The organism is Lacipirellula parvula, assembly GCF_009177095.1.
Taxonomy (GTDB): domain Bacteria; phylum Planctomycetota; class Planctomycetia; order Pirellulales; family Lacipirellulaceae; genus Lacipirellula; species Lacipirellula parvula.
The window spans coordinates 6,153,240-6,177,723 of record NZ_AP021861.1 but is presented as its reverse complement, the minus strand read 5'-3'; the positions used below and the strand labels follow the sequence as shown (position 1 = coordinate 6,177,723).

19 protein-coding genes are annotated in these 24,484 nt (G+C 62.9%); 13 read left to right on the top strand and 6 right to left on the bottom strand.

Going from position 1 to position 24,484, the window contains the following annotated elements:
* Nucleotides 1-331 precede the first annotated feature (331 nt).
* The 3 genes from infA to lysA all read left to right on the top strand — a co-directional run bounded on the left by infA (nt 332) and on the right by lysA (nt 3,959).
* Complete coding sequence (gene infA / locus PLANPX_RS24215; protein WP_152101207.1) at nt 332-556, top strand: translation initiation factor IF-1; 225 nt, start codon at nt 332-334, stop codon at nt 554-556.
* Nucleotides 557-850: 294 nt separating this feature from the next.
* The gene (locus PLANPX_RS24210) at nt 851-2,554 is read left to right on the top strand and encodes a hypothetical protein (RefSeq protein WP_152101206.1); all 1,704 of its coding nucleotides are present in this window, start codon (nt 851-853) and stop codon (nt 2,552-2,554) included.
* Nucleotides 2,555-2,681: 127 nt separating this feature from the next.
* A complete protein-coding gene (lysA, locus tag PLANPX_RS24205; RefSeq protein ID WP_152101205.1) occupies nt 2,682-3,959 on the top strand; it encodes a diaminopimelate decarboxylase in 1,278 nt (425 codons plus the stop codon).
* Nucleotides 3,960-3,980: 21 nt separating this feature from the next.
* Here lysA and PLANPX_RS24200 read toward each other — a convergent pair whose 3' ends face one another.
* On the bottom strand, nt 3,981-4,856 hold the full coding sequence (locus tag PLANPX_RS24200; RefSeq protein WP_152101204.1) for a helix-turn-helix transcriptional regulator: 876 nt from the start codon (nt 4,854-4,856) through the stop codon (nt 3,981-3,983).
* Nucleotides 4,857-5,171: 315 nt separating this feature from the next.
* On the opposite strand from PLANPX_RS24200, the gene PLANPX_RS24195 reads away from it, so the two are divergent.
* The 4 genes from PLANPX_RS24195 (at nt 5,172) to PLANPX_RS24180 (ending at nt 9,415) form a co-directional block, all read left to right on the top strand.
* Nucleotides 5,172-5,378 carry a hypothetical protein gene (locus tag PLANPX_RS24195; RefSeq protein WP_152101203.1) on the top strand — a complete coding sequence of 69 codons (207 nt, stop codon included), beginning with the start codon at nt 5,172-5,174 and terminating at the stop codon, nt 5,376-5,378.
* 261 nt (nt 5,379-5,639) lie between these two features.
* Nucleotides 5,640-6,419 (top strand): glycosyltransferase family 2 protein, encoded by a 780-nt coding sequence (locus tag PLANPX_RS24190; RefSeq protein ID WP_172992305.1) that lies wholly within the window; start codon nt 5,640-5,642, stop codon nt 6,417-6,419.
* Between the two features lie 143 nt (nt 6,420-6,562).
* Nucleotides 6,563-7,705, top strand: coding sequence for a glycosyltransferase (locus PLANPX_RS24185; RefSeq protein WP_172992304.1), 1,143 nt, complete (start codon nt 6,563-6,565; stop codon nt 7,703-7,705).
* Between the two features lie 207 nt (nt 7,706-7,912).
* On the top strand, nt 7,913-9,415 hold the full coding sequence (locus tag PLANPX_RS24180) for a magnesium chelatase (protein WP_152101200.1): 1,503 nt from the start codon (nt 7,913-7,915) through the stop codon (nt 9,413-9,415).
* Between the two features lie 16 nt (nt 9,416-9,431).
* On the opposite strand, the gene PLANPX_RS24175 is transcribed toward PLANPX_RS24180, so the two are convergent.
* The 4 genes from PLANPX_RS24175 to PLANPX_RS24160 all read right to left on the bottom strand — a co-directional run bounded on the left by PLANPX_RS24175 (nt 9,432) and on the right by PLANPX_RS24160 (nt 14,627).
* Nucleotides 9,432-10,880: a bifunctional 2-methylcitrate dehydratase/aconitate hydratase gene (locus tag PLANPX_RS24175; RefSeq protein ID WP_152101199.1), complete on the bottom strand. Its 1,449-nt coding sequence runs from the start codon at nt 10,878-10,880 to the stop codon at nt 9,432-9,434.
* Nucleotides 10,881-11,019: 139 nt separating this feature from the next.
* Entirely contained in the window at nt 11,020-12,141 is a 1,122-nt protein-coding gene (prpC, locus tag PLANPX_RS24170; protein ID WP_152101198.1) for a bifunctional 2-methylcitrate synthase/citrate synthase, read from the bottom strand.
* 3 nt (nt 12,142-12,144) lie between these two features.
* Nucleotides 12,145-13,017, bottom strand: coding sequence for a methylisocitrate lyase (gene prpB / locus PLANPX_RS24165; protein ID WP_152101197.1), 873 nt, complete (start codon nt 13,015-13,017; stop codon nt 12,145-12,147).
* Between the two features lie 461 nt (nt 13,018-13,478).
* Nucleotides 13,479-14,627 (bottom strand): class I SAM-dependent methyltransferase, encoded by a 1,149-nt coding sequence (locus tag PLANPX_RS24160; RefSeq protein WP_232536232.1) that lies wholly within the window; start codon nt 14,625-14,627, stop codon nt 13,479-13,481.
* An 886-nt stretch (nt 14,628-15,513) separates the two neighbouring features.
* Between PLANPX_RS24160 and PLANPX_RS24155 the strand changes: the two genes are divergently transcribed.
* The 4 genes from PLANPX_RS24155 (at nt 15,514) to PLANPX_RS24140 (ending at nt 17,946) form a co-directional block, all read left to right on the top strand.
* Nucleotides 15,514-16,386 (top strand): GNAT family N-acetyltransferase, encoded by an 873-nt coding sequence (locus PLANPX_RS24155; RefSeq protein ID WP_152101196.1) that lies wholly within the window; start codon nt 15,514-15,516, stop codon nt 16,384-16,386.
* 86 nt (nt 16,387-16,472) lie between these two features.
* A complete protein-coding gene (locus PLANPX_RS24150) occupies nt 16,473-16,868 on the top strand; it encodes a hypothetical protein (protein WP_152101195.1) in 396 nt (131 codons plus the stop codon).
* 150 nt (nt 16,869-17,018) lie between these two features.
* Nucleotides 17,019-17,471, top strand: coding sequence for a hypothetical protein (locus PLANPX_RS24145; RefSeq protein ID WP_152101194.1), 453 nt, complete (start codon nt 17,019-17,021; stop codon nt 17,469-17,471).
* 43 nt (nt 17,472-17,514) lie between these two features.
* On the top strand, nt 17,515-17,946 hold the full coding sequence (locus tag PLANPX_RS24140; protein WP_152101193.1) for an acetyltransferase: 432 nt from the start codon (nt 17,515-17,517) through the stop codon (nt 17,944-17,946).
* On the opposite strand, the gene PLANPX_RS24135 is transcribed toward PLANPX_RS24140, so the two are convergent.
* Complete coding sequence (locus tag PLANPX_RS24135) at nt 17,943-21,581, bottom strand: CotH kinase family protein (RefSeq protein ID WP_152101192.1); 3,639 nt, start codon at nt 21,579-21,581, stop codon at nt 17,943-17,945. The two genes, PLANPX_RS24140 and PLANPX_RS24135, sit on opposite strands and share 4 nt — an antisense overlap.
* 605 nt (nt 21,582-22,186) lie before the next feature.
* On the opposite strand from PLANPX_RS24135, the gene PLANPX_RS24130 reads away from it, so the two are divergent.
* Complete coding sequence (locus PLANPX_RS24130) at nt 22,187-23,812, top strand: efflux transporter outer membrane subunit (protein ID WP_172992303.1); 1,626 nt, start codon at nt 22,187-22,189, stop codon at nt 23,810-23,812.
* 54 nt (nt 23,813-23,866) lie between these two features.
* Nucleotides 23,867-24,481 (top strand): hypothetical protein, encoded by a 615-nt coding sequence (locus PLANPX_RS24125; RefSeq protein WP_152101190.1) that lies wholly within the window; start codon nt 23,867-23,869, stop codon nt 24,479-24,481.
* The last annotated feature ends 3 nt before the right edge of the window (nt 24,482-24,484 follow it).

Genomic DNA, 24,484 nt, shown 5'->3' with positions numbered 1-24,484 from the left:
AGCAGTCGCCTCGCCGAGGCGAGTTATCAGTTTTTGCCAGGAAAGAGACTCGCCCCCCGCATTTTCGGCAAGATCAATCCAATCGGGCCGAAGAAGTCGGAATATCGTTGCCGGTGCTGTCATCTTCCGCGGGGCGTCCCGCGGATGAGCGATCGCGGCAAACGGGGCCTGCAATCGGCGTAAATCACTGCAAAACCGTGACTTCTGCCTGTTGGACCGCGGGTTCCCGAATGCTAGGATTGTCGGATGTGCCGATGTACAGGGTTCGCTGCGTGCGCGCCTGCTGTTGGGCGGCGAGTGGCGTTCCTTAGGCAACGAGACCAACGTTTTTATGTCAAAGCAAAAAGAAGAGGCCCTAGAAGTTGAAGGGGTCGTGACCCAGGCACTGGCGAACACGCGGTTCCGCGTGGAGATCGAGGGGGGGCATCAGGTCACCGCTCACGTCGCTGGTCGGATGCGGAAGAACTTCATCCGCATCGTGCCGGGCGACAAGGTTCGCGTCGAACTTTCGCCGTACGATCTGACCAAGGGCCGCATTACGTTCCGCGAACGCTAAGCCGTCGCTGGCGCTGGGGGGCGCTATCACACGCGGCGGCGCTGCTGCGCGCATTGACGAGCGCAGTTTGAACGCATTGATCGCGCCGCGACGTTTGTCGGGGGGATGCTGCAGCTTTGCCGGCGTCTGCTCGCCGACGATTCGTGCGATCGGAGAGACTGCCCGGTTTCTGCAGGTTGGTCCGCTAGTTTCACGGCGACCGCTTTGCCGCCGCGTCGACTCCGCCTATCTTCTACCGTTTCGCCTGCTACGGCGCTTCGGCGCCTTTCACCTTACCTTGGATGGAGATCTCAGGTGCGAACTCACCTTACCCGTTGGATGGCCGTTTGCGGCCTCGTTGTCGGGGCCGTCATGGCGCCGTTGGCCGCTGCACAATCGACCGGCGAAGCGAAGCCGGTGGCGATCATCACGTTCGCCGGCTACGACGAACTGATGAAGGACATCAACTTCATCGGCGAACTCGGCGATCAGCCGGGCGCTGCGGACATGGTCGAGCAGTTCGTCCAGATGTTCACGCAAGGCAAAGGCTTGGCCGGCCTGGATAAGTCGAAGCCGATCGGCGCGATCGTCCTCACCGACGGCGTCATGCCGAGCGGCGCGCTGTGCGTGCCGGTAAGCGACGTCAACGCCCTGCTCGACATCGCCAAAGGCATGGGCGTCACCGTCACCGACATGGGAGACGGCGTCTCGCAGGTCAAGGTTCCCCAAGGCTCCAGCGCCTTCATGAAGAAGTCGGACGGTTGGGCGCTGTTGAGCCTCGATCCGTCGTGGCTGAAGTCGATCCCCGCCGATCCGGGCGCTGAATTCAAGGCGTTGGTGAAGGATTACGACATCGCCGCCCGCGTCAAGGTGAAGAACCTGCCGGAAGCTCAGCGTGAGCAGGCGATCGAAGCCCTCAGCCAAGGCGCCCAGCAAGGCCTGGTGAAGAAGAGCGACGAATCGGACGCCGAGTTCGCCAAGCGTAAAGCGCTGGTCGAAGCCCAGATCGCGCAAACTCGCGAGTTCATTTCCGATCTCGATGAAGTGACCGTTGGGCTGAAGATCGACGCCGACAAGTCGAACACGCTGTTGGATTTCGTCTACACCGCGCTGCCGGGGACGAAGTTGGCCAAGCAACTCGCCGCCAACAGCAAGGTGACCACGAACTTCGCTGGCTTCTCGAAGCCCGATGCGGCCATGAACCTGTCGTTCGCGTCGGCGGCGAACAGCGTCGATCAGTCGCAAGTGAAGCAGATGGTCGAAACGATTCGCACCACGGTCACGAAGGAAATCGAAAAGACAACAAAGATCAAGGACGACGCCTCGAAGGCGAAGGCCAAGGACGCGCTCAACGACTTCCTGGCGGCGATGCAGGCGACTATCGAGGGCGGCGTCACCGACGGCGGCGCTTCGCTCGAAATGGGCGACAACTCTTTCAGCTTGGTCGCCGGCGCCTACGTCGTTGATTCGCAGAAGGTGGTCGACGGCCTGAAGAAGTACGCCGAAGTTCAGACGGTCGACATGCCGAAGCTCGATCTCGATGCGGAAACGGCCGCCGACGTGAAGTTCCACAACGTCACCTACAAGATCCCCGGCGGCGCCGACGAGAAGGCGAAGAAGCTGCTGAGCGAGAACGGCGAGATGATCGTCGGCGTCGGCAAGAACGCCGTCTACTTTGCCATCGGCAGCGACCCCGTCGCTGCGGTGAAGAAGGCGATCGAAGCTTCGGCCAAGTCGCCGAAGAAGTCGATCACCCCCTTCGAGCTGACGGTTGGTTTGACGCAGGCCCTTGAGTTTGCCAAGTCGATCGCCGAGGCAGACAAGAAGCCGATGATCGAGAACCTGCAGGTTGCGGTGAAGAAGGCCGGGAGCGACGCGGATCACATTCGCCTGCTGGGCGAACCGGTCGAGAACGGCGTCCGTACCCGGCTGCTGCTTGAAGACGGCGTGCTGAAAGCGATCGGCGCCGCCGCGAATCAGGCCCGGATGCAAGGCGCCGGGGCCCCGCGTGGGTTCTAAGGCCTGTTGAACTGAGCTGATTTCGATTAGATTTTTAGGGCGGCGGTCGCACAGGCGACCGCCGCCTTTTTTCGTTTTCAAACTACATCCGCGAGCGCCTGCTCGCACCATCGACGAGTTTCCTGCCATGCCCGCCGCCGCTGCCGCCAAGTTTCCGCTCACCGTCACCGAAGTCGCCGGCCAGTCGGTCGTGGAGCTTGCCAAGAAGTTTGGCACGCCGCTGTTTGTCTACGACGCCGCGATCGTTGCCGAGCGCGTTGCCGATCTCGCGGTCTTCGACGTCGTGCGTTACGCGCAGAAGGCGTGCTCGAACTTGGCGATCCTCGACGTCGTGCGTCGCAGCGGCGGCGTTGTCGACGCGGTAAGCGCCGGCGAGATTCAACGGGCGCTAGCCGCTGGCTTCAAGCCAGGCTTCGCCGAGCCGCCGCAGATCGTGTACACCGCCGACATCTTTGATCGTGAAGCGCTCGAGCTTGTCGCGAAGCACGAGATCCCGGTCAACTGCGGTTCGCCCGACATGATCGACCAGTACGGCACCGTCTGCCCGGGCCGAGGCATCACGCTGCGGATTAACCCTGGCTTCGGTCACGGCCACAGCCAGAAGACGAACACGGGCGGCCAGCAATCGAAGCACGGCATCTGGCACAGCCAGCTCGCCGATTGCGTCGAGCGGGCGAAGCGCAACAAGCTGTCGATCGCCGGCCTGCACATGCACATCGGTTCGGGCACCGACATGGAGCACCTCAGCCAAGTCTGCGGCGCCATGGAGGCCGCGGCGCTGTCGGTTGGTTCGTCGATCCACTCGATCAGCGCCGGCGGCGGTTTGCCGACTCCTTACCGCGAAGGCGACAAGAAGGTCGACATCGGGGCCTACTACGAGCTGTGGAACGGCGTTCGCGAACGGCTGGCGGCGGCGTTTGGTCACCCCGTGAGCTTGGAGATCGAGCCGGGCCGCTACCTCTCGGCCGAAGCGGGGAGCCTCATTGCCGAGATCCGCGCCGTGAAGAAGATGGGCGACAACTTGTTCTACGTCGTCGACGCCGGTTTCAATAATCTGGCTCGGCCGATTCTGTACGGCGCCTACCACCCGATGGCCGTGGCCTACGCCAGCGGAAAGAGCGAAGGGGCGACGCAGCCGGTCATCGTTGGCGGCCCGCTCTGCGAATCGGGCGATATCTTCACGCAGGAAGACGGCGGTTACGTCCGCAGCCGCGATTTGCCGGTCGCCGCGATCGGCGACTACGTCGTCATCGGCGTCGCCGGAGCCTACGGCGCCGTCATGGGCAGTAACTACAACAGCAAACCGTTGGCCGCCGAAGTGATGGTCGAGAAGGGCAAGGTTCATCTCGTGCGCGAACGGCAGACGTTCGCCGACATCATCCGCGGCGAGCACATCCCTAAGTAAGCGGCAACGCCGTTGAAGCGATTAATTCGCGGCAGCCGTTTCTTTCGCTTTGGCTTCAACGCTCGACTCGACGTATTGCCCCGGCGTGACGCCGGTCGAACGTTTGAAGACGCGGTAGAAATGTGTCGCATCGCTAAATCCAGCGGCGACGGCGGCGTACATAATTTGTCCCGTCTCGCGCAGGCGCTCCTGGGCGTAGCTCACCCGCTTCTGGTTGAGGTACTGCACGACCGTTTTGCCGGTTCGCTGTTTGAAGATATCGGAATAGCGGCGGCTGCTAATGCCGCACATGTCGGCGAGATCTTTCACGCGGATCGGCGTGTGGAACAGGTCGTCGATGTACTCCAGCGAACCCTCAAATGCTTGCTCGCGCGACGGCACGGCCGACTTGCCGGTCGGATCGCCGCGGAGGAAGTGGACGAGCAGTTCGAGCAGACCCGCGTGCAGCATGGCGGTCGATTCGGCGTCGTGGCGTAGCTGCTCGGCGAGCATTCGCTTGAACGAGTCGCGAACGCCGCTGCGACGGTAGATGTTGAGCTTCACCTGCGGGAAGGGATCGCGGAATTTTTTCTTGAGTTCAGCGAGCAGCGCCGTCAGCGGCGATGACTGCTGCACCACCTCGTCGGAAAAGTACGCCATCACGAGCGTCATCGGCGCCGAATGATCGTCGACGAAGCGGTGCGTCGCCTCGGCAGGAACGAAAATCAACTCGTCCCGGGCGAGCGTCACCCGCGACTGGCCGTACTCCAGCGACCCGTGGCCGACGGGAACCCAGCAGAGCTTGTGAAAGGTCCGCCGCTCCGGCGGCATCGAAAACGAGGAGGAGTGGTGGCTCTCGAAGACGAGAATCCCCCGCTCTGGCAACTGGTGATACGCAGGCCGACTACGCCGTTCCACGATCCGGAACTCCAGGCACAGGGATAAGAAGAGAGAAAGAGAAGGCGTCGCCGCGGGCTGGCCGGAGGCCGAATCCCGGGAACCGGGTTCCGAAAAAGCCAGCCGGCGACGACCGTGAGTGTCATCCGGAACGGCCACAATTCATAGGCAATTTGGCGATTATTTCCGAATTAGCTGGTTTCTTTGTGCGGAAAACACCAACCTGGCGCCGATGCTTCGTCGCGAGATGCTTGCCCCGCAACGAGTTCGGACGATTCACCCGGGCGCGGTAAACTGACGGGCTGCTCCGCCCCGCCTCACCCCGCGAGCTCTGCCATGGCCTGCATCCACCTTCAGCAGCTGTACGACCTTTGCCGCGAACATGACATTAAGCTCGGCGGATCGGACCTGATCCACCTCGTCTGCGAGCAGTGCGGCAAGCAGGAAGTTTGCCCGTCGATGCTGATCGACCACCACGAGCCGGCCGACATCGTCCCGCCGCTGGCTCGCGCCGGTTCAGCGGACGACGCGATGCGTCCGTAGCTCGCCGTTCAAGCCTCTAGCCCCGGGCTCCGCCCGGGGGTCGGCTTGGAGTAGAGGCAACGTGCCATCGGCGTGGTGCGCGACCCCCGGGCGAAGCCCGGGGCTACAGATGCGTCGACGCCTTCATGCGTCTGCCGCTCATCGCCGTGCAAACCCAACGGATTGAATCACCTTTCTCCCGCAGCGGGCCGATGACAAATGAAGAAGCGTCTTGTGGGAAGGCGCCTCTCGTCACGGGCCAGCTATGGGGAGTTAGCTAGCATGCGTTTCTTGGGCGTCGCTGCGCAGGTGACTGCCATTGTGAAAACGTTTGAACGGCCCCGCTCGCTCGATCGGCTGGTCCGGACGATTCGTCGTCGTTATCCACGGCTGCGGGTGATTGTCGGCGATGATAGCGTCACTCCTTACCCACGCACCGATGTGGAATACGTCCGCTTGCCGGTCGACATCGGCGTCGCTGCCGGCCGCAACGCCCTGTTGGAACTCGTCGAAACGCCGTACTTCCTCACGCTCGACGACGACATGGCGTTCACCGCCGAGACGCGGATCGAGCTGCTGCTCGAAACGCTTGAACGGCATCAGGCCGATCTGGTCGCTGGCGATTTAATCGACTGCGAGCAGCGTTGGCCGATATGGGTGAGTCGCCGCCGACAGGTCTACCATGGCGTGATGCGCCGCGATGGGGACTCGCTGCAACTGATTCCGGGGCATGCCGGCAGCCGGGGCGAGGCGTTCGATTGCGACCTAACGCCGCAGTTCTTCCTGGCACGGACTGCGTTGTTTCGCGAAATCGGCGGCTGGTTTGCCCCGCTGAAGTTCGACGATCAGCATGAGTTGTTCCTAAGACTGAAGCAGCATGGCTGCCGGGTGCTCCATCGCCCCGACGTTTCGGCCGAGCATTGGCAAGAGAGCCCGCTGGTGTACGCGGCGTTCCGGGCACGCGACTACGCCCCGCTGGTGGCGAGCCGGCACGGGCTGCGGCGGATTACCGATCTCGACGGGAACGAACGCGAGTTCCCGCTGGTCGAGCAGGCCGCGTAACGCAGATTCGCCGCCTTCTGCTGCGGTCGCCGAACGCGGCTGCTAGCGTTCAAATCGGCCTCGCCGTCGGTCGGTTCCTTTGGCTACTATCCGGCACGTTGAAATCCGTGCCGCCGTCGCCCTTGCGTGGAGTCGATCAACCAGTGTCCTCGCCGCTTGAAATCTCCGTCGTCGTTTCGACCTATCAGCGTCCCGGCCACCTGAAGCGCTGCTTGCAGTCGCTGGCCGCGCAGCAGGGCGTCGACGGGAAGTATGAAGTGATCGTCGTCGACGACGGTTCGCAAGACGAAACGGCCGAGATGGTGGCGCGGTTCGCCCGCGCAGCGGCATTCCCAGTAAAATTCGCCACGCATCCGCACGAAGGGTTTCAGTTGGCTCGTTGCCGCAACGCCGGCATTCGCATCGCGACGGCGCCGTATATTCTGTTCACCGATGGCGACTGCATCTTTCCAGCTAACCACCTGCGCCGGCACCTCGACGCTCGGCGGCCGGGGATCGCTCGCGCCGGCGATTGCATTAAGCTTGATCAGGCTGCAAGCGAGCGGATCGACGAATCGTCGATTCGGAGCGGCGCCTTCGCCAAGCGAGTTTCGTTCAAACAGCGCCTCAAGCTGCGTCGCTTGCATGCGAAGTTGCTCGCCTATCAGATGCTCCACCGTGATAATCGCGTAAAACTCACCGGCTGGAACATGGGCGTGTGGCGGGAAGATTTGGAGCGGGTCAACGGTTTCGACGAACGCTTCCGCGGCTGGGGCTGCGAAGACGACGATCTCGCGCGGCGGCTACGTCGCAGCGGCGTCCGCGTTGCGACCGCCCTTGGATACACGCACGGCTATCACCTGTGGCATCGCGTTCACTCGACGACGCCGCAGCAGTGGAGCGCCGGTCCGAACGTCGCCTACTTCCAACGCCCGGCGGTGCTCGCGCGTTGTCTCGAAGGCATTCGCAGCCGTAGCTTGCAGCATGTCTCGACGCGCGTCACGGGCGGGCCGTCTCACGCTGAACTCTCTCGGCAATTGGCTCACTCGCTGCGCGAGAGCACGACCGGCGTGGAAGTTGAGATCTTGCTATGGAGCGACGGGCCGGCAAACTTCACCAGCGATCGCGGAGCCTGCCGGGTGCTCGTGGCGACGCCGGAGGCGGTGCTGCCCGAAGCTGTCCAACGTGCCGGGCACGCAGTGCTGCGGGCTGAGCTTCAGCAAGGGCCGGCCGCGGTGATTCAAGGGCTGCACGATTTGTTGCGCGGAATCGAGCCATTGGCCGCTCCTTCTCGGCTGGCTGCGTAGTCGCCGGCCGCCGTTGATCCGCTCCATTGAAGCCATCTTGCGGCGCCGTTGCGCTGGCAGGGGAGGGGGCCTATCTACCTACGGGCTGCCGAGCGCTATAATCTTGGGCGACGCCGGCGACGCGTTCTCGACTTTGCTTGCCCGCGTGTGACTCACCCACTTCGACCGGCTCGCGTGGCGGCCCGGCTAGTTCGTAATAGTAGCTCTATGATTATCCCCGCTTCGTTGTTGTTCGATTCGGAACGTCGTCCCCGCAATCTCGCGCAGCTGCGCTCGTCGGGTTGGGTGAGCAAGACGGTCAAGCAAGAGATTCACGACAACTTCTTGCGAAAGTTGAAGTCTGGCGAGGAACTTTACCCGGGGATCATCGGCTTCGACGATACCGTGCTGCCGGAGTTGAACATCGCGCTGCTCGCGCAGCACGACCTGCTCTTCCTCGGCGAGAAGGGGCAAGCGAAGAGCCGGCTGATGCGGCTGGTGAGCAGCTTTCTCGACGAGGCGATTCCCTACATCGACGATCCGGCGATTCCGCTGCACGACGATCCGTACCGCCCGATCACCAAGCGGGGACGCGTGTTGGTAGATACCTCGCCGCCGGACGATGTGCCGATTGCGTGGTGGCGCCGCGAAGATCGTTACGCCGAACGGCTCTCGCCCGGTACTAAGTTCGCCGACATCATCGGCGAGATCGATCCGGCGAAGCTCGCGCAAGGCGTGAGCATGAGCACCGAGGATGCGCTCCACTTCGGTCTGATCCCGCGGATGCATCGCGGCATCTTCGCGATGAACGAGTTGCCGGAGCTCGACGAGCTCGTACAGGTCGGCTTGTTCAACATTCTCGAAGAGCGCGACGTGCAGATCCGCGGCTATCCCGTGAAGTTCGACATCGACGTGATGATCCTCTTCAGTGCGAACCCCGCGACGTACAACCGTTCGGGAAAGGTGATCCCGCAGCTGAAGGACCGCATCGGGTCGATCATTCACACGCATTATCCGCTGGAACGCGATCTCGGCGTGCGGATCCTCGAGCAAGAAGTGGACCAGTCGCGAGTTGCGAGCAGTGAGTTGCGAGAGGAAGAGGGTGATGAGTCTCGCAACCCGCAACCCGAAACTCGCAACTCTCCCGACGTCGTCGTCCCCTACTTCATGAAGGAACTAATCGAAGAAATCAGCCGCGCCGCGCGAACTTCGAAGTACGTCGACCACGAGTCGGGTGTGAGCGCCCGCCTCTCGCTCTCCAACTACCGCACGATGCTCGCCTCGGCCCGCCATCGTGCCGCGGTGCTCGGCGAATCGCCCGCCGTGCCGCGGATCAGCGATCTCGGCCACCTCTACGCCTCGTCGCTCGGCAAGCTGGAACTCGATCTGATGGGGACCCATCAGATGAGCGAGCGGCAGGTGCTCGACGCGGTGATGGCCGAGGCAATTGCCACTGTCTTCAGCGAGTACGTCGACAAGCACGGCCTCGCCGAGATTGGGCAGATCTTCAGCGAGGGGGTGAAAATCGAAGTCGGCGATATGCTGCCGTCGTCGCACTACGCCGACCTCGTGAAGCGCGTGCCACCGATCTGGGACAAGGCGTTCGAAGTGAACGCGAGCCAAGACCCTGCCGTGCGGGCGGCGTGCATCGAGTTCGTCCTCGCGGGGCTGTATGCCACCGACCGCATCAGCCGCAGCCAACGGCATGGGCGGATTACTTATGAGATTTGAGCGCTGCTCGAGTGACTCACGCGGTCACTAGCGGTAGGAACTCGTCGACGGCGGTGGCTTGCAGTTGATTCGCGTCGCTGCAGAGGGCGTTGAGTTTCTTGAACCGCTCGGCGCCGAGTTTGGGGGCGATGCTCTGCTCGAATTTCTCGAGCAGTAGCGGAATGCCCTCGGCGCGGCGTTCGCGGTGGCCGATGGGGACGCCCACTTCCACTCGCTCGGTTTGCGTGCCGTCGGCGAACTTTACTTGGATCGCGTTGCCGATGTAGCGTTTGTCGCCGTCGTAGTAGTCTCGCGTGAACGTCGGGTTCTCGACGACGCGCATCTTGGCTCGCAGCGCGTCGATGCGAGGATCGCCGGCCACGGCATCGTCGTAGTCTGACGCGACGAGGCGACCGAAGATCAGCGGCACGGCGGCCATGTACTGGATGCAGTGGTCGCGGTCGGCGGGGTTGGCGAGCGGGCCGGTCTTGTCGATGATCCGCACGCCCGGCTCTTGCGTTTCGATCGTGATCGATTCGATCTGGTCGAGCCGATCGCGCACCGCGGGATGAAGTCGCATGGCTGCTTCGACGGCGGTTTGGGCGTGGAACTCGGCGGGGAACGAGATCTTGAAGAGGACGTTCTCCATCACGTAACTCGCGAGCGGGCGGGCGAGCGTTACCGGCTTGCCTTTGAACAGAACATCCTGAAAGCCCCACGTCGGCGTGCTCATCGCGGCGGGGTAGCCCATCTCGCCGGTGAGGGCGATGAGTGCGAGCCGCACCGCGCGGCTCGTGGCGTCGCCAGCGGCCCAGCTCTTGCGCGAGCCGGTGTTGGGGGCGTGGCGGTAGGTGCGGAGTGCGCCGCCGTCGATCCAGGCGTTCGAGACGGCATTGAGCGTTTGCTCGCGATCGCCGCCCAAGAGTTGCGTCGCGACGGCAGTTGAGGCGATACGAACGAGCAGCACGTGATCGAGCCCTACGCGATTAAAACTGTTCTCCAACGCGAGCACGCCTTGGATCTCGTGAGCTTTAATCATCGCCGTCAGCACGTCTCGCATCGTGAGCGGCGCACGGCCGGCCGCGCGGTTGCGGCGACTGGCGTAGTCGGCAGCGGCGAGGATGGCGCCGAGGTTGTCGGAAGGATGCCCCCACTCGGCGGCAAGCCACGTGTCGTTAAAGTCGAGCCAGCGGACGAGCGCGCCGATGTTGAACGCCGCCATCACCGGCTCCAACTCCCAGCTACAGCCGGGCACCCGCGCGCCGCCGGGGAGCGTGGCGCCAGGAACGACGGGGCCGAGGAGCTTCGTGCACGCCGGGTAATCGAGCGCCTGGAACATACAGGCGAGCGAGTCGAGCAGGCAGTAGCGAGCAGTGTCGTAAGCGAGGTCGCTGTCGATCCGAGCGCTCAGCGCGTAGTCGGCGATATCGACGAAGAGCTGATCGGGAGCGGGACGCTTGGCGGATTTGTAATCGTGAGCGGACATTAGCTGAATTCCAGAACCATCTTCTTTGCGCCTTCGCGCCTTTGCGTGAGATCTAAATTAAGAATGTCTCACGCAAAGGCGCGAAGGCGCAAAGGAATGCGGGGCTAGTCTAGACTGGCGATCGAGTTCACTTGGTCGCTCATCGTTTGTCGATTGGCACAAAACTGCGGTGGTCGATGCCGATGTAATCCGCGGCGGGGCGGATGAGTTTGTTGTCGGCGCGTTGCTCTTTGATGTGGGCGCACCAGCCGCTGACGCGGGCGACGGCGAATAGCGGGGTGAACAGCGGCGTTTCGATGCCGGCGAAGTGGTACGCGCTCGCGCAGTAGAAGTCGGCGTTGGAGAAGAGCCGTTTCTCGTCGCGCATTAGCTGTTCGATCGCTTCCGACACGGGATACAAGTAGCCGTCCGCGGCGTTGGCGGCGAGCTGATGCGACCATTGCTTGAAGACGTCGTTCCGCGGGTCGCGGTGCTTGTAGACGGCGTGGCCAAAACCCATCACCTTTTCTTTGCGGGCGAGCATCGCGCGGACGGCGGCGACCGCTTCGGCAGGTTCGCGAAATTGCTCGATGAGGGCCATCGCCGCTTCGTTGGCGCCGCCGTGGAGCGGGCCGCGGAGGGCGCCGATCGCGCCGGTGACGCACGAGTACAAGTCCGAGAGCGTTCCGGCGATGACGCGGGCGGTGAACGTCGAGGCATTGAACTCATGCTCGGCGTAGAGCGTGAGCGACGCTTCCATGAACCGGCGGTGCTCGTCGCTCGGTTCGCGGCCGGTGAGCAGCCGCAGCACTTGGCCGGCGATCGTGGCGTCGGGGGTGGCCGTGTCGATGCGTTCGTTGAACCGTGTGAAGCGATACCAGTAGCCAAGCATCGACGGGAGCGAGGCGAGCAGCCGCTCGGCCGCGGCGTCTTGCTCGGCGAAACTTTGCTCGGGATAGAGCGTGCCGAGCGTCGAGCAACCGGTGCGGAGAACGTCCATCGGATGGGCGTCGCCAGGGATCCGTTCGAGCACATCCCGTAGCGGCGTCGGCAGCGCTCGCATGCCGCGGAGACGCTTCTCGAATGCGTCGAGTTCACTGCGCGTCGGTAGTTCTCCGTAGAGGAGAAGGTACGCGGTCTCTTCGAAGACGGCATGCTGAGCAAGGTCTTCGACGTCGTAGCCGCGGTAGCGAAGGTTGTCGCCGCCTGCGCCGACAGTCGAGAGGCTGGTCGTCCCCGCGACGACGCCGCGAAGGCCAGATTGGATCGGACTCTCTGCCATCGCTCATTTCTCCGGGTAGAGCTGATCGAGGAGGTGTTCATAGCGGTGATAGTCGAGCACCGTGTACAACTCTTCGCGCGTTTGCATCTGGTCGACGACGCTTTGCTGCGTGCCGTCGCGGCGGATCGCGGCGTAGACCGACTCGGCGGCGCGGTTCATTGCGCGGAAGGCCGAGAGGGGGTAGAGGGCGAGCCGCACGCCGGCCGCAGCGAGTTCCTTGGTCGTCAGCAGCGGCGTCTTGCCGAACTCGGTGATGTTTGCGAGAACGGGCACCTTCACCGCTGCGGTGAACTTGCGGTAGTCGTCGAGCGATGTGAGGGCTTCGGCGAAGATCATGTCGGCGCCGGCGGCGACGTAGCGGTTCGCGCGGTCGATGGCGGCGGGAACGCCTTCGCTCGCGACCGCGTCGGTGCGGGCCATGATGACGAACGCGGCGTCGCGGCGGGCGTCGACGGCGGCCTTCACGCGATCGCACATCTCGGCGGCGTCGACAAGTCCCTTGCCGGGGCGATGGCCGCAGCGTTTGGCGGCGATTTGATCTTCGAGGTGGAGCCCGGCGACGCCGGCGCGTTCGAACTCGCGGACGGTGCGTTGAATGCCGAGGGCCGAGCCGAAGCCGGTGTCGGCGTCGACGAGCAGCGGCAGGTCGGTGCGGCTGGTGATGCGGCGGGCGTCTTCGCAGACTTCGGCGAGGTTCGTAACGCCGAGATCAGGCAGACCAAACGAAGCATTGGCGACGCCGGCGCCGGAGAGGTAGAGGGCGCGGAAGCCGGCCCGCTCGGCGAGCAAGGCGGCGTAGGCGTTGATGACGCCGACGACTTGCAGCGGACGCTCTGCTTCGAGGGCAGCGCGAAAACGTTCTCCGGGTGACGCCACGACGGTTGCCTCGCTGCTAGATCGAACGATGAAACGAAAAAACACCGCGAGCGACGCCGCCGAATGACTTCGGCGACGCCGCTGCGGTGATTCTAACGGATCGACTGCTGGGGGAGAATCTGTCTCTTGGTGTCGTTCGCGGCGCCCCCGCGAGTCGCTCCGAAAGATTCGCAACGTCACATGGCAAGCCTCTTCCAGTTCCTTTGGCGTAGCCCGCCACTCTGACGCCGACGTCGCGCCCCCCTGTAGGAAACGCAGGATGCTTATCAATCAATGGTGTCCAGAATCCACGTCGGCGCCAGAGCGGCGAGCTACGGTTGGCTTGCTTGGTTTTTGTTTAGAGTTCCTTGGTTAGATGGCGATTCGTTATCGTGTTCTTAGCCCCTGGCTCAGCCAGGGGGTGGCGTTACTTACGACGATGTCTATCGAGGTGGAGGCTCACCCTCGGGCGGAGCCCGGGGCTAGGGGGAGGGATACGCTACGTAGTAATAGTTGATGATGTCGTGCGGTAGTTGTTCGACGCGGACGTCGTTGAAGCCGGCTTCGTCGAGCATTTGCAGTGCGAGTTCCTTGCCCCACGCGGCGCCGAGGCCCGGGCCGCCGCCGGCCAGCGACACGCTCATGCAGTGCATGCAGGAGATTGTGTAGAGGAACGGACCGACGGGGTGATTCATGTTGCCGTGGACGCAGCTGGCGGCGCCGATGTCTTGCATCAGGAACAGGCCGTCGGCTCGCAGGGCGCGACGGATGTTCGCCAACACGCGGTCTGGCGCCGGCTGATCGTGGATCGCGTCGAACGCCAGGACCAAGTCAAAGTCGTCGGTCGCGTCCCACTTCGCGGCGTCGGTGCATTCGAACTTCAAGTTCGTTAGCCCGAACTCCGCCGCTTCTGCGTTTGCCTCGCGAATCGTCTCTTCACTGCAGTCGACCCCGGTGAAGCGGCTGTTCCGAAAACGCTTCGCCAGGTGAATCAGCGCCTTGCCGCGACCGCAGCCGACGTCGACCGCATCGATGCCGCGATGTAATTCTTCAATCAGTCCCGGCACGAGCGGGAGGATATGGTTGTCGAGTCCGCCGACGACAGTTTGGTTGCTCTCCTCGGCCATCACTTCGTGGAAGCGGCCATACGCAGAATAGGGAACGCCCTTGCCGTGCGTGAAGGCGTCGACAATTTTATCTTCAACACTGCCCAGGACCGCGAACCATTGCGCCACGGAAGCAAGGTTATTGGGGCTCGCGGCCCTGGTCAGCAAGGCCGCCCGCTCAGCGGGAAGCCAGTATCGATGCGTGTGCGGGTTGTGCGAAACAACGCCGCCAGTGGTCATGGCGCCGAGCCATTCGCGGACGTAACGTTCGTTGAGGCCGGTCGCCTCGGCGATTTCGGTGCTGGTCGATGGATCGAGGTCGGCAAGCTTGTCGAACAGTTCCGTGCGGTGGCCGATGGAAATCATCAGCGCCAGCGCGGCGTCATTGTAAACGTTGAGGAGCCGTTCGGCGAAAACTTGTACCTTCTGAGCGCCGTCTTGCTCTTCGCGGGATAGTTCGTTCATTACGTGACGAAGTTCGCGGTCGTCAAGTTCGCTGTCGACGATGGTGTCTGCTGCGGCCATGGAAATCCTTTCAACAGTGCTCTTCTCAACTGTGCTCGTCGTGAACCGTGCGATCATGGCCGGCAGGCAACTCGGCGATCGTGGATGAACGGAATTGCATTTGGCGTGCCAGTTGATTGTGGCTCGCAGCGGAAGCTGGTTTTCCCGAGGGTTTTTCTGCTGAGGCGCGCAACGTGTTGGTTGTGCCACGGACCATGAATGGCCGGCGGCACGAGTCGCGGTTCATCGTGAGACGGCGAATCTCATTTTGAGCGGCCATTTTGTCGTTGGCCGCCTTTTTGTCGCGGATGCTATTTTTGGCGACAGAATTCTAAGTTGTTGTTGCCGCTGGAGTTGGCGTGTCGTCTGGCTTGTCTCGGACGCGTTTGCGTTCCTGCGTGGGCGGTTAGAATGCGGAGTATGGTAGGGGCGATTCTTTATTTCATGGTGGCCTCGGCGATTACCTCCCTGCTCATTTACTCACAGCTAAGAGGGCGATCTGAGTGGAGAGGCATGGCATTGAGACATAAGGCGGCCTGCATCGCGGTGATGCCGATTGCAGTCGCCATTATGCTTCTGTTCATGATTCCGGTGATGCTTCTGGCCAGCGTCGTCAGCATCATTGGTGGCACGTACGTCCTTACTCGGCTCGTGCTATTGGGAAAGCGGCCGCCACTCAAAGCTTTCGATGATCCTGACCTGGAGGCGAGGAGCGACCGAGTTTAGTGCGCCCCGCCTTTCTCGATTTAAGGTCTTCGTCGGGTGTGTTCGTGTGTTCAGTGTTCGGCATTCAGCCTAGCAAAGTTGGTGGCCGAAATCAGCAATAAAGTTTCCAGAAATTTCCGCTGGTGAAGACGCGTTCGCGGCGGGTAAAACTGTCGCCGATGTTGAGCAGGTTCGATGGGCGATGGCTATGGATGGTGAGCTGCAGATTCGGGCGCTGGGACGTGAAGAGATGGCGTTGCCGCTCGATTGGGCGGCACGAGAAGGGTGGAATCCGGGGCTGTGTGATGCGGAGTGTTTTTTCGCCACCGACGGTGGCGGCTTTTTGGTGGGGGAAATTGGCGGAGCGGCGATTGGGACGATCTCGGCGGTGCGTTATGGCGACGCGTTCGGGTTCATTGGGTTTTACATCGTGCGGCCGGACGTGCGCGGACGTGGGTATGGAATGCAGTTGTGGCGGGCGGCGATGGAGCGGCTCGCTGGGCGGAACATTGGGCTCGATGGCGTCGTAGCGCAGCAGGCAAACTACGCCAAGTCGGGGTTTCGGTTGGCTCATCGCAATGTGCGTTACGAGGGAGCCGCAGTTGGCGAGGGGAGCGTGCTCGGTCGAACGCCGTCGCGCTGCGAGATCGTGCCGGTAGGCGAAGTCGCGCTGCGTGATATCGCCGCATACGACCGGACGGTCTTTCCGGCGTCGCGCGAAGAGTTTCTGGCGGCGTGGTTGCCGCAGTTGCAGGCCGGGGCTTGGGCGGCGGTCGATGCGAATGGCGTGCGCGGGTTCGTCGTCGTGCGGCCATGCCGCCAAGGTTGGAAGATCGGGCCATTGGCGGCGGATGATCTCAACGTGGCGCGGCAGCTCTATGCGGCGGCCGCCAAGCATGCAGGGGAGGGGGCGACGCTGTTTCTGGATGTGCCCGAGCCGAATCGAGCGGCGTTGAGTTTGGCGAGTGAACTGGGAATGACGCCGGTGTTTGAGACGGCGCGGATGTATACGGGGGCTGCTCCGGCAGTGGAGTTGGCGAAGTTGTTTGGAGTGACTTCGTTCGAATTGGGGTGACGTGCTCGGAGCAGGCGTCGTCGTGCAGCGGGGCGTGTATACTAGTCGATCTTGTTTGATGGACTGTTCACCGTGAGGCGTTTGCGATGGATCTCGGTAAGCCGGCGAAGATTATTCTGGGCGGTTTGACGATTTGGCCGCTCGTCTATCCATTTATTTGCGTCGTGCTCTTCTTCACGCTGGTCGTCGGCTCGCTGCAGTTGCAACCGAATCAGAATCCCGTGACCTCTGGGCTTCCGGCCGGGATGCTGGTGATCTTCGCATTGCACTTGCTGACGGCGTTCATCGCGATCGGTCTGTTGGTCGTCTACTTGCTCTACCTGTACCACACCGAACGCGTGCCGGCGGACAAGAAGGCGCTGTGGGCCGTGGTGTTGTTTTTGGGAAGCGTCTTGGCGATGGCGGTTTTTTTCTGCATCTACATTTGGCCGAGCGAATGGCCGCGCGATGCGGGGCCGGAGCGGCGACCAGCCTTGGGATAGCTGCTTGCAGGCGGAAGCTTGCCTCCTTCGACCATTTGATGCCGACTATCGCCGATATCGAGTCGACGGCGCTTGTCATAGCGGTGGTCACGTTCAGCGAAGGTCGGCGGACGCTGCGTTGGAATGTTGGATGAAGTATTGGAATGTTCCATGAAGTATTTGACGAAGCTGGTGAAGGCGTTCGGGATTGGATTGGCGGTTTGCCTGCTGCTGGCGGCGCCGTTTCTCGCGGTTGGCGGCCTCTGGTGGACGACGCTCCAAACGGCGAAGTCGCCGGACGGGCGACACACGGCGCGGGTCGTCAGGTCCGATCACATCGATCGAAACTATTCAATTTACGTCGACGGCAGGCGCGTCTTCATCTCGCCGGATTTTGCGCCGCGGCGCGACATTGCATACCACGAGGAGTTGGCGTGGGACGATAGCGGAAATATTCTTGTCTTTGAGGTGGCGGGGCAGCGGCTGTTTGGATACGACGTTGCCGCGGGGCGGAAGTTGGATGACGACGAATTGCTGGCCGTCAAACTCGCTCCCAAGCCGGAACTTTGGGAATACTATTACGAGTCGGAGTGGCCGGGAGTGGGGCGGGCGCGTCGTTCGTGAGGGTTGGGCGCGGCTTGATCGATTCAGCGCGATGAGGGGAACGATGTTGATTCGCGAGGGCCGGCCTGCCGACTGGGGGCGATTGCTGGAGATTTGGGAGGCGTCGGTGCGGGCGACGCACTCTTTCTTGAGCGAGGAAGTTATTGCGGCGCTGCGGCCGGAGGTGCGCGATGCGGCGTTGCCGGCGCTTGAGTTGTGGGTGCTGGGCGGCGACGGCGGCGAACTGCTCGGCTTCATGGGGCTCGATGGCGCCAAGCTTGAGGCGTTATTTATCGCACCGAGCAGCAGCCGGCGCGGCGGCGGGCGGATGCTGGTGGAGCATGCGCGACGGTTGAAGGGGCCATTGACGGTGGACGTCAACGAACAGAATCCCGCGGCGCTGCGGTTCTACGAGGCGCTGGGCTTTCGCGTTTGCGGTCGGTCGCCTGTGGATGGCGCCGGGCGACCCTTCCCGCTGTTGCACTTGGAAGATTAGATCGCCGGCAATGCATCGAATGCGGCGTCGAACTCTTCAAGCTCCAACTCCGTCGCTGCGGAAGCATCGAGCTCGTCGGCGGGCAATTCTTCGATAAGGCCGACACTGGATGCGTGTTGCCAGCGGAGACGCGGCGGCCACGATTGATCGAACGCTTGATGTGCGCGTCGCGAGGGAGCGTCGAGCCAGCGTTCGCGGCGGATGGCGAGCAATGGGGCGTTCGGCGGCAGTGACGATTCCGTCCGCCAACCCGCAAGGGAGGCGAATGCGGCGTCGACCGGGAGGGAATCGCCCTCGTCGGCGACAGCGGCACTGGGCGTTGGCGTCTCTTCCTCGGCGAGCAGCGACGCGGCAGAGGCGCTGACGGCAGCGGCGTTTGTGGACGCGGCACTGGGCGCCACGTCGCCGAACCGAGCTTTCCAGATGTCGAGATCGACGTCGTTGATGACGCCGTCTTGCGAGCCGTCGGCGCCGCTGCCGATCGGGGTTGCGGCTTCGCCGTAACTGCGCTGCCAGGCGAGGAAATCGGCCCCGTCGACCACCGCGTCGCCCGTGTAATCGCCGGCGAGGTAGGCTGTGTAGGACATCTCGACCAGCGGCGACCAGGCCCCCGTCGAGGTGCGGAATCGCGCGCGGATCGTAACGTTGCCGTTGATGGCGAACGGACTGAGGAAGGGCTGAACGGCGGCTGAGGGGTTGATCGCGCCGCCAACCAGTCGCGGATCGGTCTGGCCGTCGGTCGTGTAGTAAATCGTTCCCCCGCCGACGGAAGCGAGCGACAGCAGCGAGCCAAAGGGAACGCGATTGGACGCGAGACTAAACGCGGGGATCGCAACGTACAGGCCATCCGCGCGGAGTTGCCCCAGCACGGTGCTGCTGCGACTGCGGAAGTAGGTGTTACGCAGCCAGTTGATCTCAGTCTGCCAGGTTGATTTGTTGTAGGGGACGGCCACCTTGGAATCGCCCCATCGCGCTGCTTCGGCGATGACGGCGGGTTCGACTTGCGCGATGCGCTGGTTCAGCAGAGCGACGCTCGCCAGCGGCGTCATTGGTCCGCCATTGAAGAAATATTCCTGAACCTTGTCGATGAACCGCTGTCGGTACTCGGGGTGCGACAGCAGATCTTGATGGAGATAGGTCGGATTGAAGTAGTAGAGGCTGTTTTGATTGCCGTTGTTGAAGGGGCCGGTGCGATCGATGTTTTGCGTGCCGTGCCCTTGTCCCTCAGCGCCGAGCGAGTGTTCGTTGTCGTGAATGAAGAACTGGAAGCCCTCGTCCGCCGCGGTGCGATTGTAAATGCCGAACCAGTTGTTCGCCTGATTATCGCCCAGGAAGCGTGAAAGGCTGGAGTCGTAGCCGCCGGTGTAAATGATGATCAGCATGTAGTTGATCAGATTATCGGCGTCGAGCAGCACCGGAAGCGACGGGTTGCGCGTGCCGTCGGGGTTGAGTCCTTGCAGGGTGTAGTAGTTGTTGGCGTTCGTCGTCGGGTTGACGGCTAGATTCTGCGCCAATTGGTAAAGTTGCTGAAACGCGGCGTCGTTGCCGGCGTCCATCTGGTAGCCGAGACCGTCGTTCCAGCCTGACTTCACGACGTCGTAGTCGTCTTCGTCGCCGCCGAGATAGGTTTCGCCGTAGAACTCTTCGACGCGTTCCTGAGTTTGGTAGATCCCCCAGTAAACGCCGTTGAGGTAGAGGTGGTAGTAGCGGCTGCGGGTGTAGGGGTCGCCGAGTTCGCGCTGCATGTCGCGACCGAAGACTTCGCGAACGAACGAATTGAGCGGATTGCCGTCGAACGACCAAGAGTAGTTCTGATCGGTGCGGAGATCGATGACGTCGAACTCGCTGGCGCCCTCGTCGCCGAAGAGGGGGTAGTCGAGCTTGCCGTCGCCGTACTCGCTGCGGAAGTAGAGGCGAAGCGAATGCTTGGGATTGTCGCCGGTGCGGCTGTACCCGCCGCGGATGCGCAGGCCAGCGTTGACGGCGAAGCCTTCCGATCCGTCGGGGTTGAGCAGTTCAGCCGATGCGGCGCGTTCCCAACTGCGGCCGTCGCTGTAGGCGTTGACGTAGATGCCGGTCGACGGGTCGAAGAGGTTCGCCAAGTCGGTGGTGATCGACAGCGACGGGAGCGAGGCCAGCGAGTCCTTGATCGCCTGGGCGCCGTACAGGTTGACGATGTCGGGATCGATGCCGTAGTTCAGCTGTTGGCCGTTAACGCCGCTCGCGGGCCAGCCGGCGGGGACTTGCCCCAGCGGCGACTGATTGATCACGTCGTTGAGGAAGAGGTAGGTGCTCGATTCGATGAACGACGGCTTGAAGCCGGTCTTGAACGCGATGGCCCGCAGCGTCGTCGTGGCGGCGATGGTGATCGGGCCGGTGTAGAGCGTGCCGTTAGTCGGCACGAGTGCGGCGTTGACTGTGGGCGTCGAGCCGTTGGTGGTGTAGACGATGACGGCGCCAGGGGTGGCGCTAGTGATGGAGACGAGTTGTGCGGCGTCGTACAGGCCGTGCGGCACGCTGAACGTGGGGCTGCCGGCGAAACCGGCGGTCGGTGCGGCGATGTTGGCGTAGCCAGGCGTCGGCGTTTCGAAGAAGCCGATGGTCTCCGGCGAAGTGATTTGTGCGCCGAAGCCGACGAGGATGGGCGTGAGCAGCATGTCGCTGCCCGCGGCGACGTTGAGGGCGTGGATGGCGAGCACGTTTTGGCCAAGGCGGAGCTGCGGAATCGCGGCGCTAACGTCGAACTCCTGGTACAGCTTCGACTGCGCGTCGTCATGAGCGGCGGTCGCTTGCGAATCCCAGCGGGTGACGTCGGGGGCGTTGGATTCGGCGATCTCCACGCCATTGAGATAGGCGCGGAAGCCGTCGTCGTACTTCATCCGCAGCTTGAGCTGATGGATCCCTGAAAAATTGGCGAGGTCGAACGTCATGCGGACGTAGAGCGAGCCGATGCCCGAGGGAACTGTCGTGGCGATGTCGGCGACGTAGTTGACCGCGTCGCCGGGATTGTTTTCGTAGCCGAGGCCAGTGGGCCCGACGATGTTGAAGGCCGCATCGTTGAAGCCGACGCTCGTCCAGGTCGCGTCGTAAACGCTGGAGGTCGGCGCCCAGGCCTTCGCGGCGCCCCCGGCGTCAATGAGGGTGACGCTGGAGCCGAGCGCAGTCATCCCGCGCCCGTAGGAGACGTCTTCGGTCTGGGCGGGGAATTTCGGCGCGAACTGATCGATGATCGTCAAGCCGTCGGCGGCCACGAGGCCGAGGTATTCGCCGTCGGCGCTGAGGTTGAAGCTGGTATGAATCTCGCCGTTTGGCTTTACCGTATTCTTGCTGGAGGCGAAGACGATCCGAAAGCCGCCGCCGGCGATCGACGAACCGGCGGGGAAGGTCCACTTCGAGAGGTTGTTGGCGTTGTCGGTGAGCTTCATCCCGCTCAGGTCGACCGCCTCGGCGCCGGGGTTGAAAATCTCCACCCAATCGGAAGAGTCGCCGTCGTAGTCGTGGAGGCTCTCGTCGTTTGAGGCGACGATCTCCGTAATGCGAAGCATCGACGCATCGAGCGGCCAGCGAGGTTCGAGGAGTTCAAGTCCGAGACGGCGAGCGTTGTCGGTTGCGGAAGCAGGGGGCCGTTGGCGCATGAAGTTCAGTTCGTTGGTAGTACAGACAGAGGTACGCCAGCGGGATTGGTTGTGAGCGAGGCCGCGGGAGTTCCGGTGAGGAGACCTCCATCGTAAGGAGCGACGGCGGGGTTTGCCATGCAATTGGCGGGGTGCGAGCGGTTGCCGCAAGGCGTGGAGGATAGTGACGAGGCGCGGGGTTTCGCTGTGGGGGCGAGCGGCGGAAGCTGTTTGGTAGGGGGCGCGGCCTGTGGCTCAATGGGCGGGCTTGGGATGGGGAGTGCAATTCGTGGGGCATTGCCTCTCACTGCTAGCAGCTACCGGACGGACGCGCCCGTCCATAAGGTCGTCCCAGGCTCTCATCGCCTGTCAAACTTGCGCGGTTATAGCGGTTGTTTGTCGCATCCCCTAGTGGGATCAAGTGTTACAGCTGTTTCGAGCTGCCCCCGGCTAATCCACCCTGCCGATATTTTGGTCATCGCCTGTATGACCCGGACCCCTTTGGGTACTCGAAAATGGATTTTCGACGCTCCACGGAACAACCGAGAGGCGGCCCGCGCCGCCATCATCCCCTGGTTGTTGCCGCCTGTTGGGGGCTCTCGTGCCTGACGCTCATGAGCGGCTGCATGACGAGCTGCAAAGAGTATTTCCAGAACGGGTTCAAAGTCGGCCCGAACTACTGCAAGCCGGCCGCGCCTGTGGCCGAGCACTGGATTGATTACGCGGATGCGCGCGTCATCAGCCAGCCGCAGAACAACTGGGCGTGGTGGTCGACGTTCAACGATCCCATTCTCAACGAGCTGATTCAAACCGCCTCGCAGCAAAACCTCACGCTGCGGCAGGCCGGTTTCCGCGTGATGGAAGCCCGCGCGCTCGATGCGTACGCTCGCGGCAATCTGTTTCCGCAATCGCAAACGGCCTTCGGCGGTTACCAACGCAACCTGTTGAGCGAGCAGGTCGGGTTCACCGGCGGCGGCGGCGGCGGCTTGCCGGGCATCTCACGCGAGTTCAGCGTGTGGACCTTGGGCACGCAGTTCCAATGGGAACTCGACTTCTGGGGTCAGTTCCGCCGGTCGATCGAAGCGGCCGACGCGCAGCTTGACGCCTCGATTGAAGATTACGACGACGTGCTCGTGATTCTGATCGCCGACGTCGCTTCAGCGTACGTTGACGTGCGGACGCTCGAGCAACGGCTTCGTTACGCTCGCCAGAACGTCGAGAGCCAGAGCGGCTCGCTGCGTTTGGCGGAAGACAAACAACAGGCGGGCGTGTCGAGTCAGCTCGACGTGTCGCAAGCCGTTACCAACGTCTCGCAAACGGAAGCGACGATTCCGCAGTTCGAAGCCGACCTGCGTCGTGCCGAGAACCGCCTCTGCACGCTGATGGGCATGCCGCCGCAAGACATCAAAGCGATGCTCGCCGGTCCGGGCGGCATTCGTCCGATTCCGACGGCGCCCGCGGAAGTCGTGCTTGGCATCCCGGCCGACTTGGTTCGCCGCCGTCCCGACGTGCGTCGCCAGGAACGGTTGGTCGCTCAGCAAAGTGCGTTGATCGGCGTCGCCGAGGCCGACCTCTACCCGGCGTTCTCGATCACCGGCCAGATCTTCGTCCGGGCCAGCCAGTTCCAAAACCTGTTCCTGTCCAGCGCTACGGGCGGTAATGCCGGCCCGACGTTCAGCTGGAATATTTTCAACTACGGCCGTATCCGCAACTTGGTCGCGGCGGAAGAGGCCCGCTTCATGCAGCAGGTATCGCTGTACCAACAGACGGTGCTCGATGCGAATCGCGAAGCGGAAGACGCGATCGTCCAGTTCTTGCAAGCTCAGGAGCAGGTTCGCATCTTGCGGACCGGCGTCGCCGCGGCGGCTCAATCACGCGACCTCGTGAACGAGTTGTACCAGGGCGGTCAGGCAGACTTCGGCCGCGTGTTCGTCGCCGAACTCTTCCTTGTGCAGCAACAGGACGCCCTCGCGGTGTCCGAGGGGACCGTGGCTCGCAGCTTGGTGGAAATCAACCGGGCCTTGGGCGGCGGTTGGCAGATTCGGCTGAACGGGGCTCCGCCCATGGAGCTTCCGCCAGTCGAAGAAATTCAGCCGGAGCAGGTCAACGGCGATGGAGCTAATGTGCCGACGCCGGTGGATCCGAACGCTGCGACGGACGAGGCGGATGGAGACCCCGCGTTGGAGCCGACGCCGGCGATCGATCTGCCGGAGAAGTTCGACGGGCAGAGCGAGTTGCCGGAAGTGAAGTAGGCGTGAGTAGGTGAGTAGGTTGCTTCGCTAGGATGATTGGCTGGAGCGTTGCGTATGTCGATTGAATCGATCATGAAGTCGCGGGCTGCGGTGCTGGCGATCTTGGCGCTCACGATCGCCGTGGCGGCGGCCGGGCGGCGGGCGTACGGCGAGGAGCCGATCACGCTGCAGCAGCCGACGACGACGCTGGTGTTGAAGGCGAGCGCCGAGCGAAGCCCGCTGCGGCGGAACGAATCGTCGATCATGCGGAAGGAATCGAGCCAACCACGCGTGGCGTTGCTGCAGCCGGCGCCGCCGGTTGCTCCTGAAGCCCCAGTTGCTCCTGTCGCCCCTGCGGCGCCTCCGGTGGTGAACCAACCGGCCGTGATGCAGCCAGCCGACGTTGGAGTTCCGTTCACGCCGAACTATCGCTGCCTCTGCCCGCCGTACTGCGGCAAGCCGATGCCGTGCGTCGATTGCTGCTACAAGTGCTGCCCCGATTGCTACTGCTCGAAGCCGATGCCCTGTCCGAACCCGTGCTACGACTGCACGTGCGACGACTACTGTGCGAAGCCGATGCCGTGCAACTTTCCGAAGCCGCTGTGCGGTCCGTGCGGCCCGTGCCGGAAGTCGGAGCCGTGTCCGCTGTATACGCCGTGGCCGGCGCGCGGGCCTTGCATTACGCATTAAGCT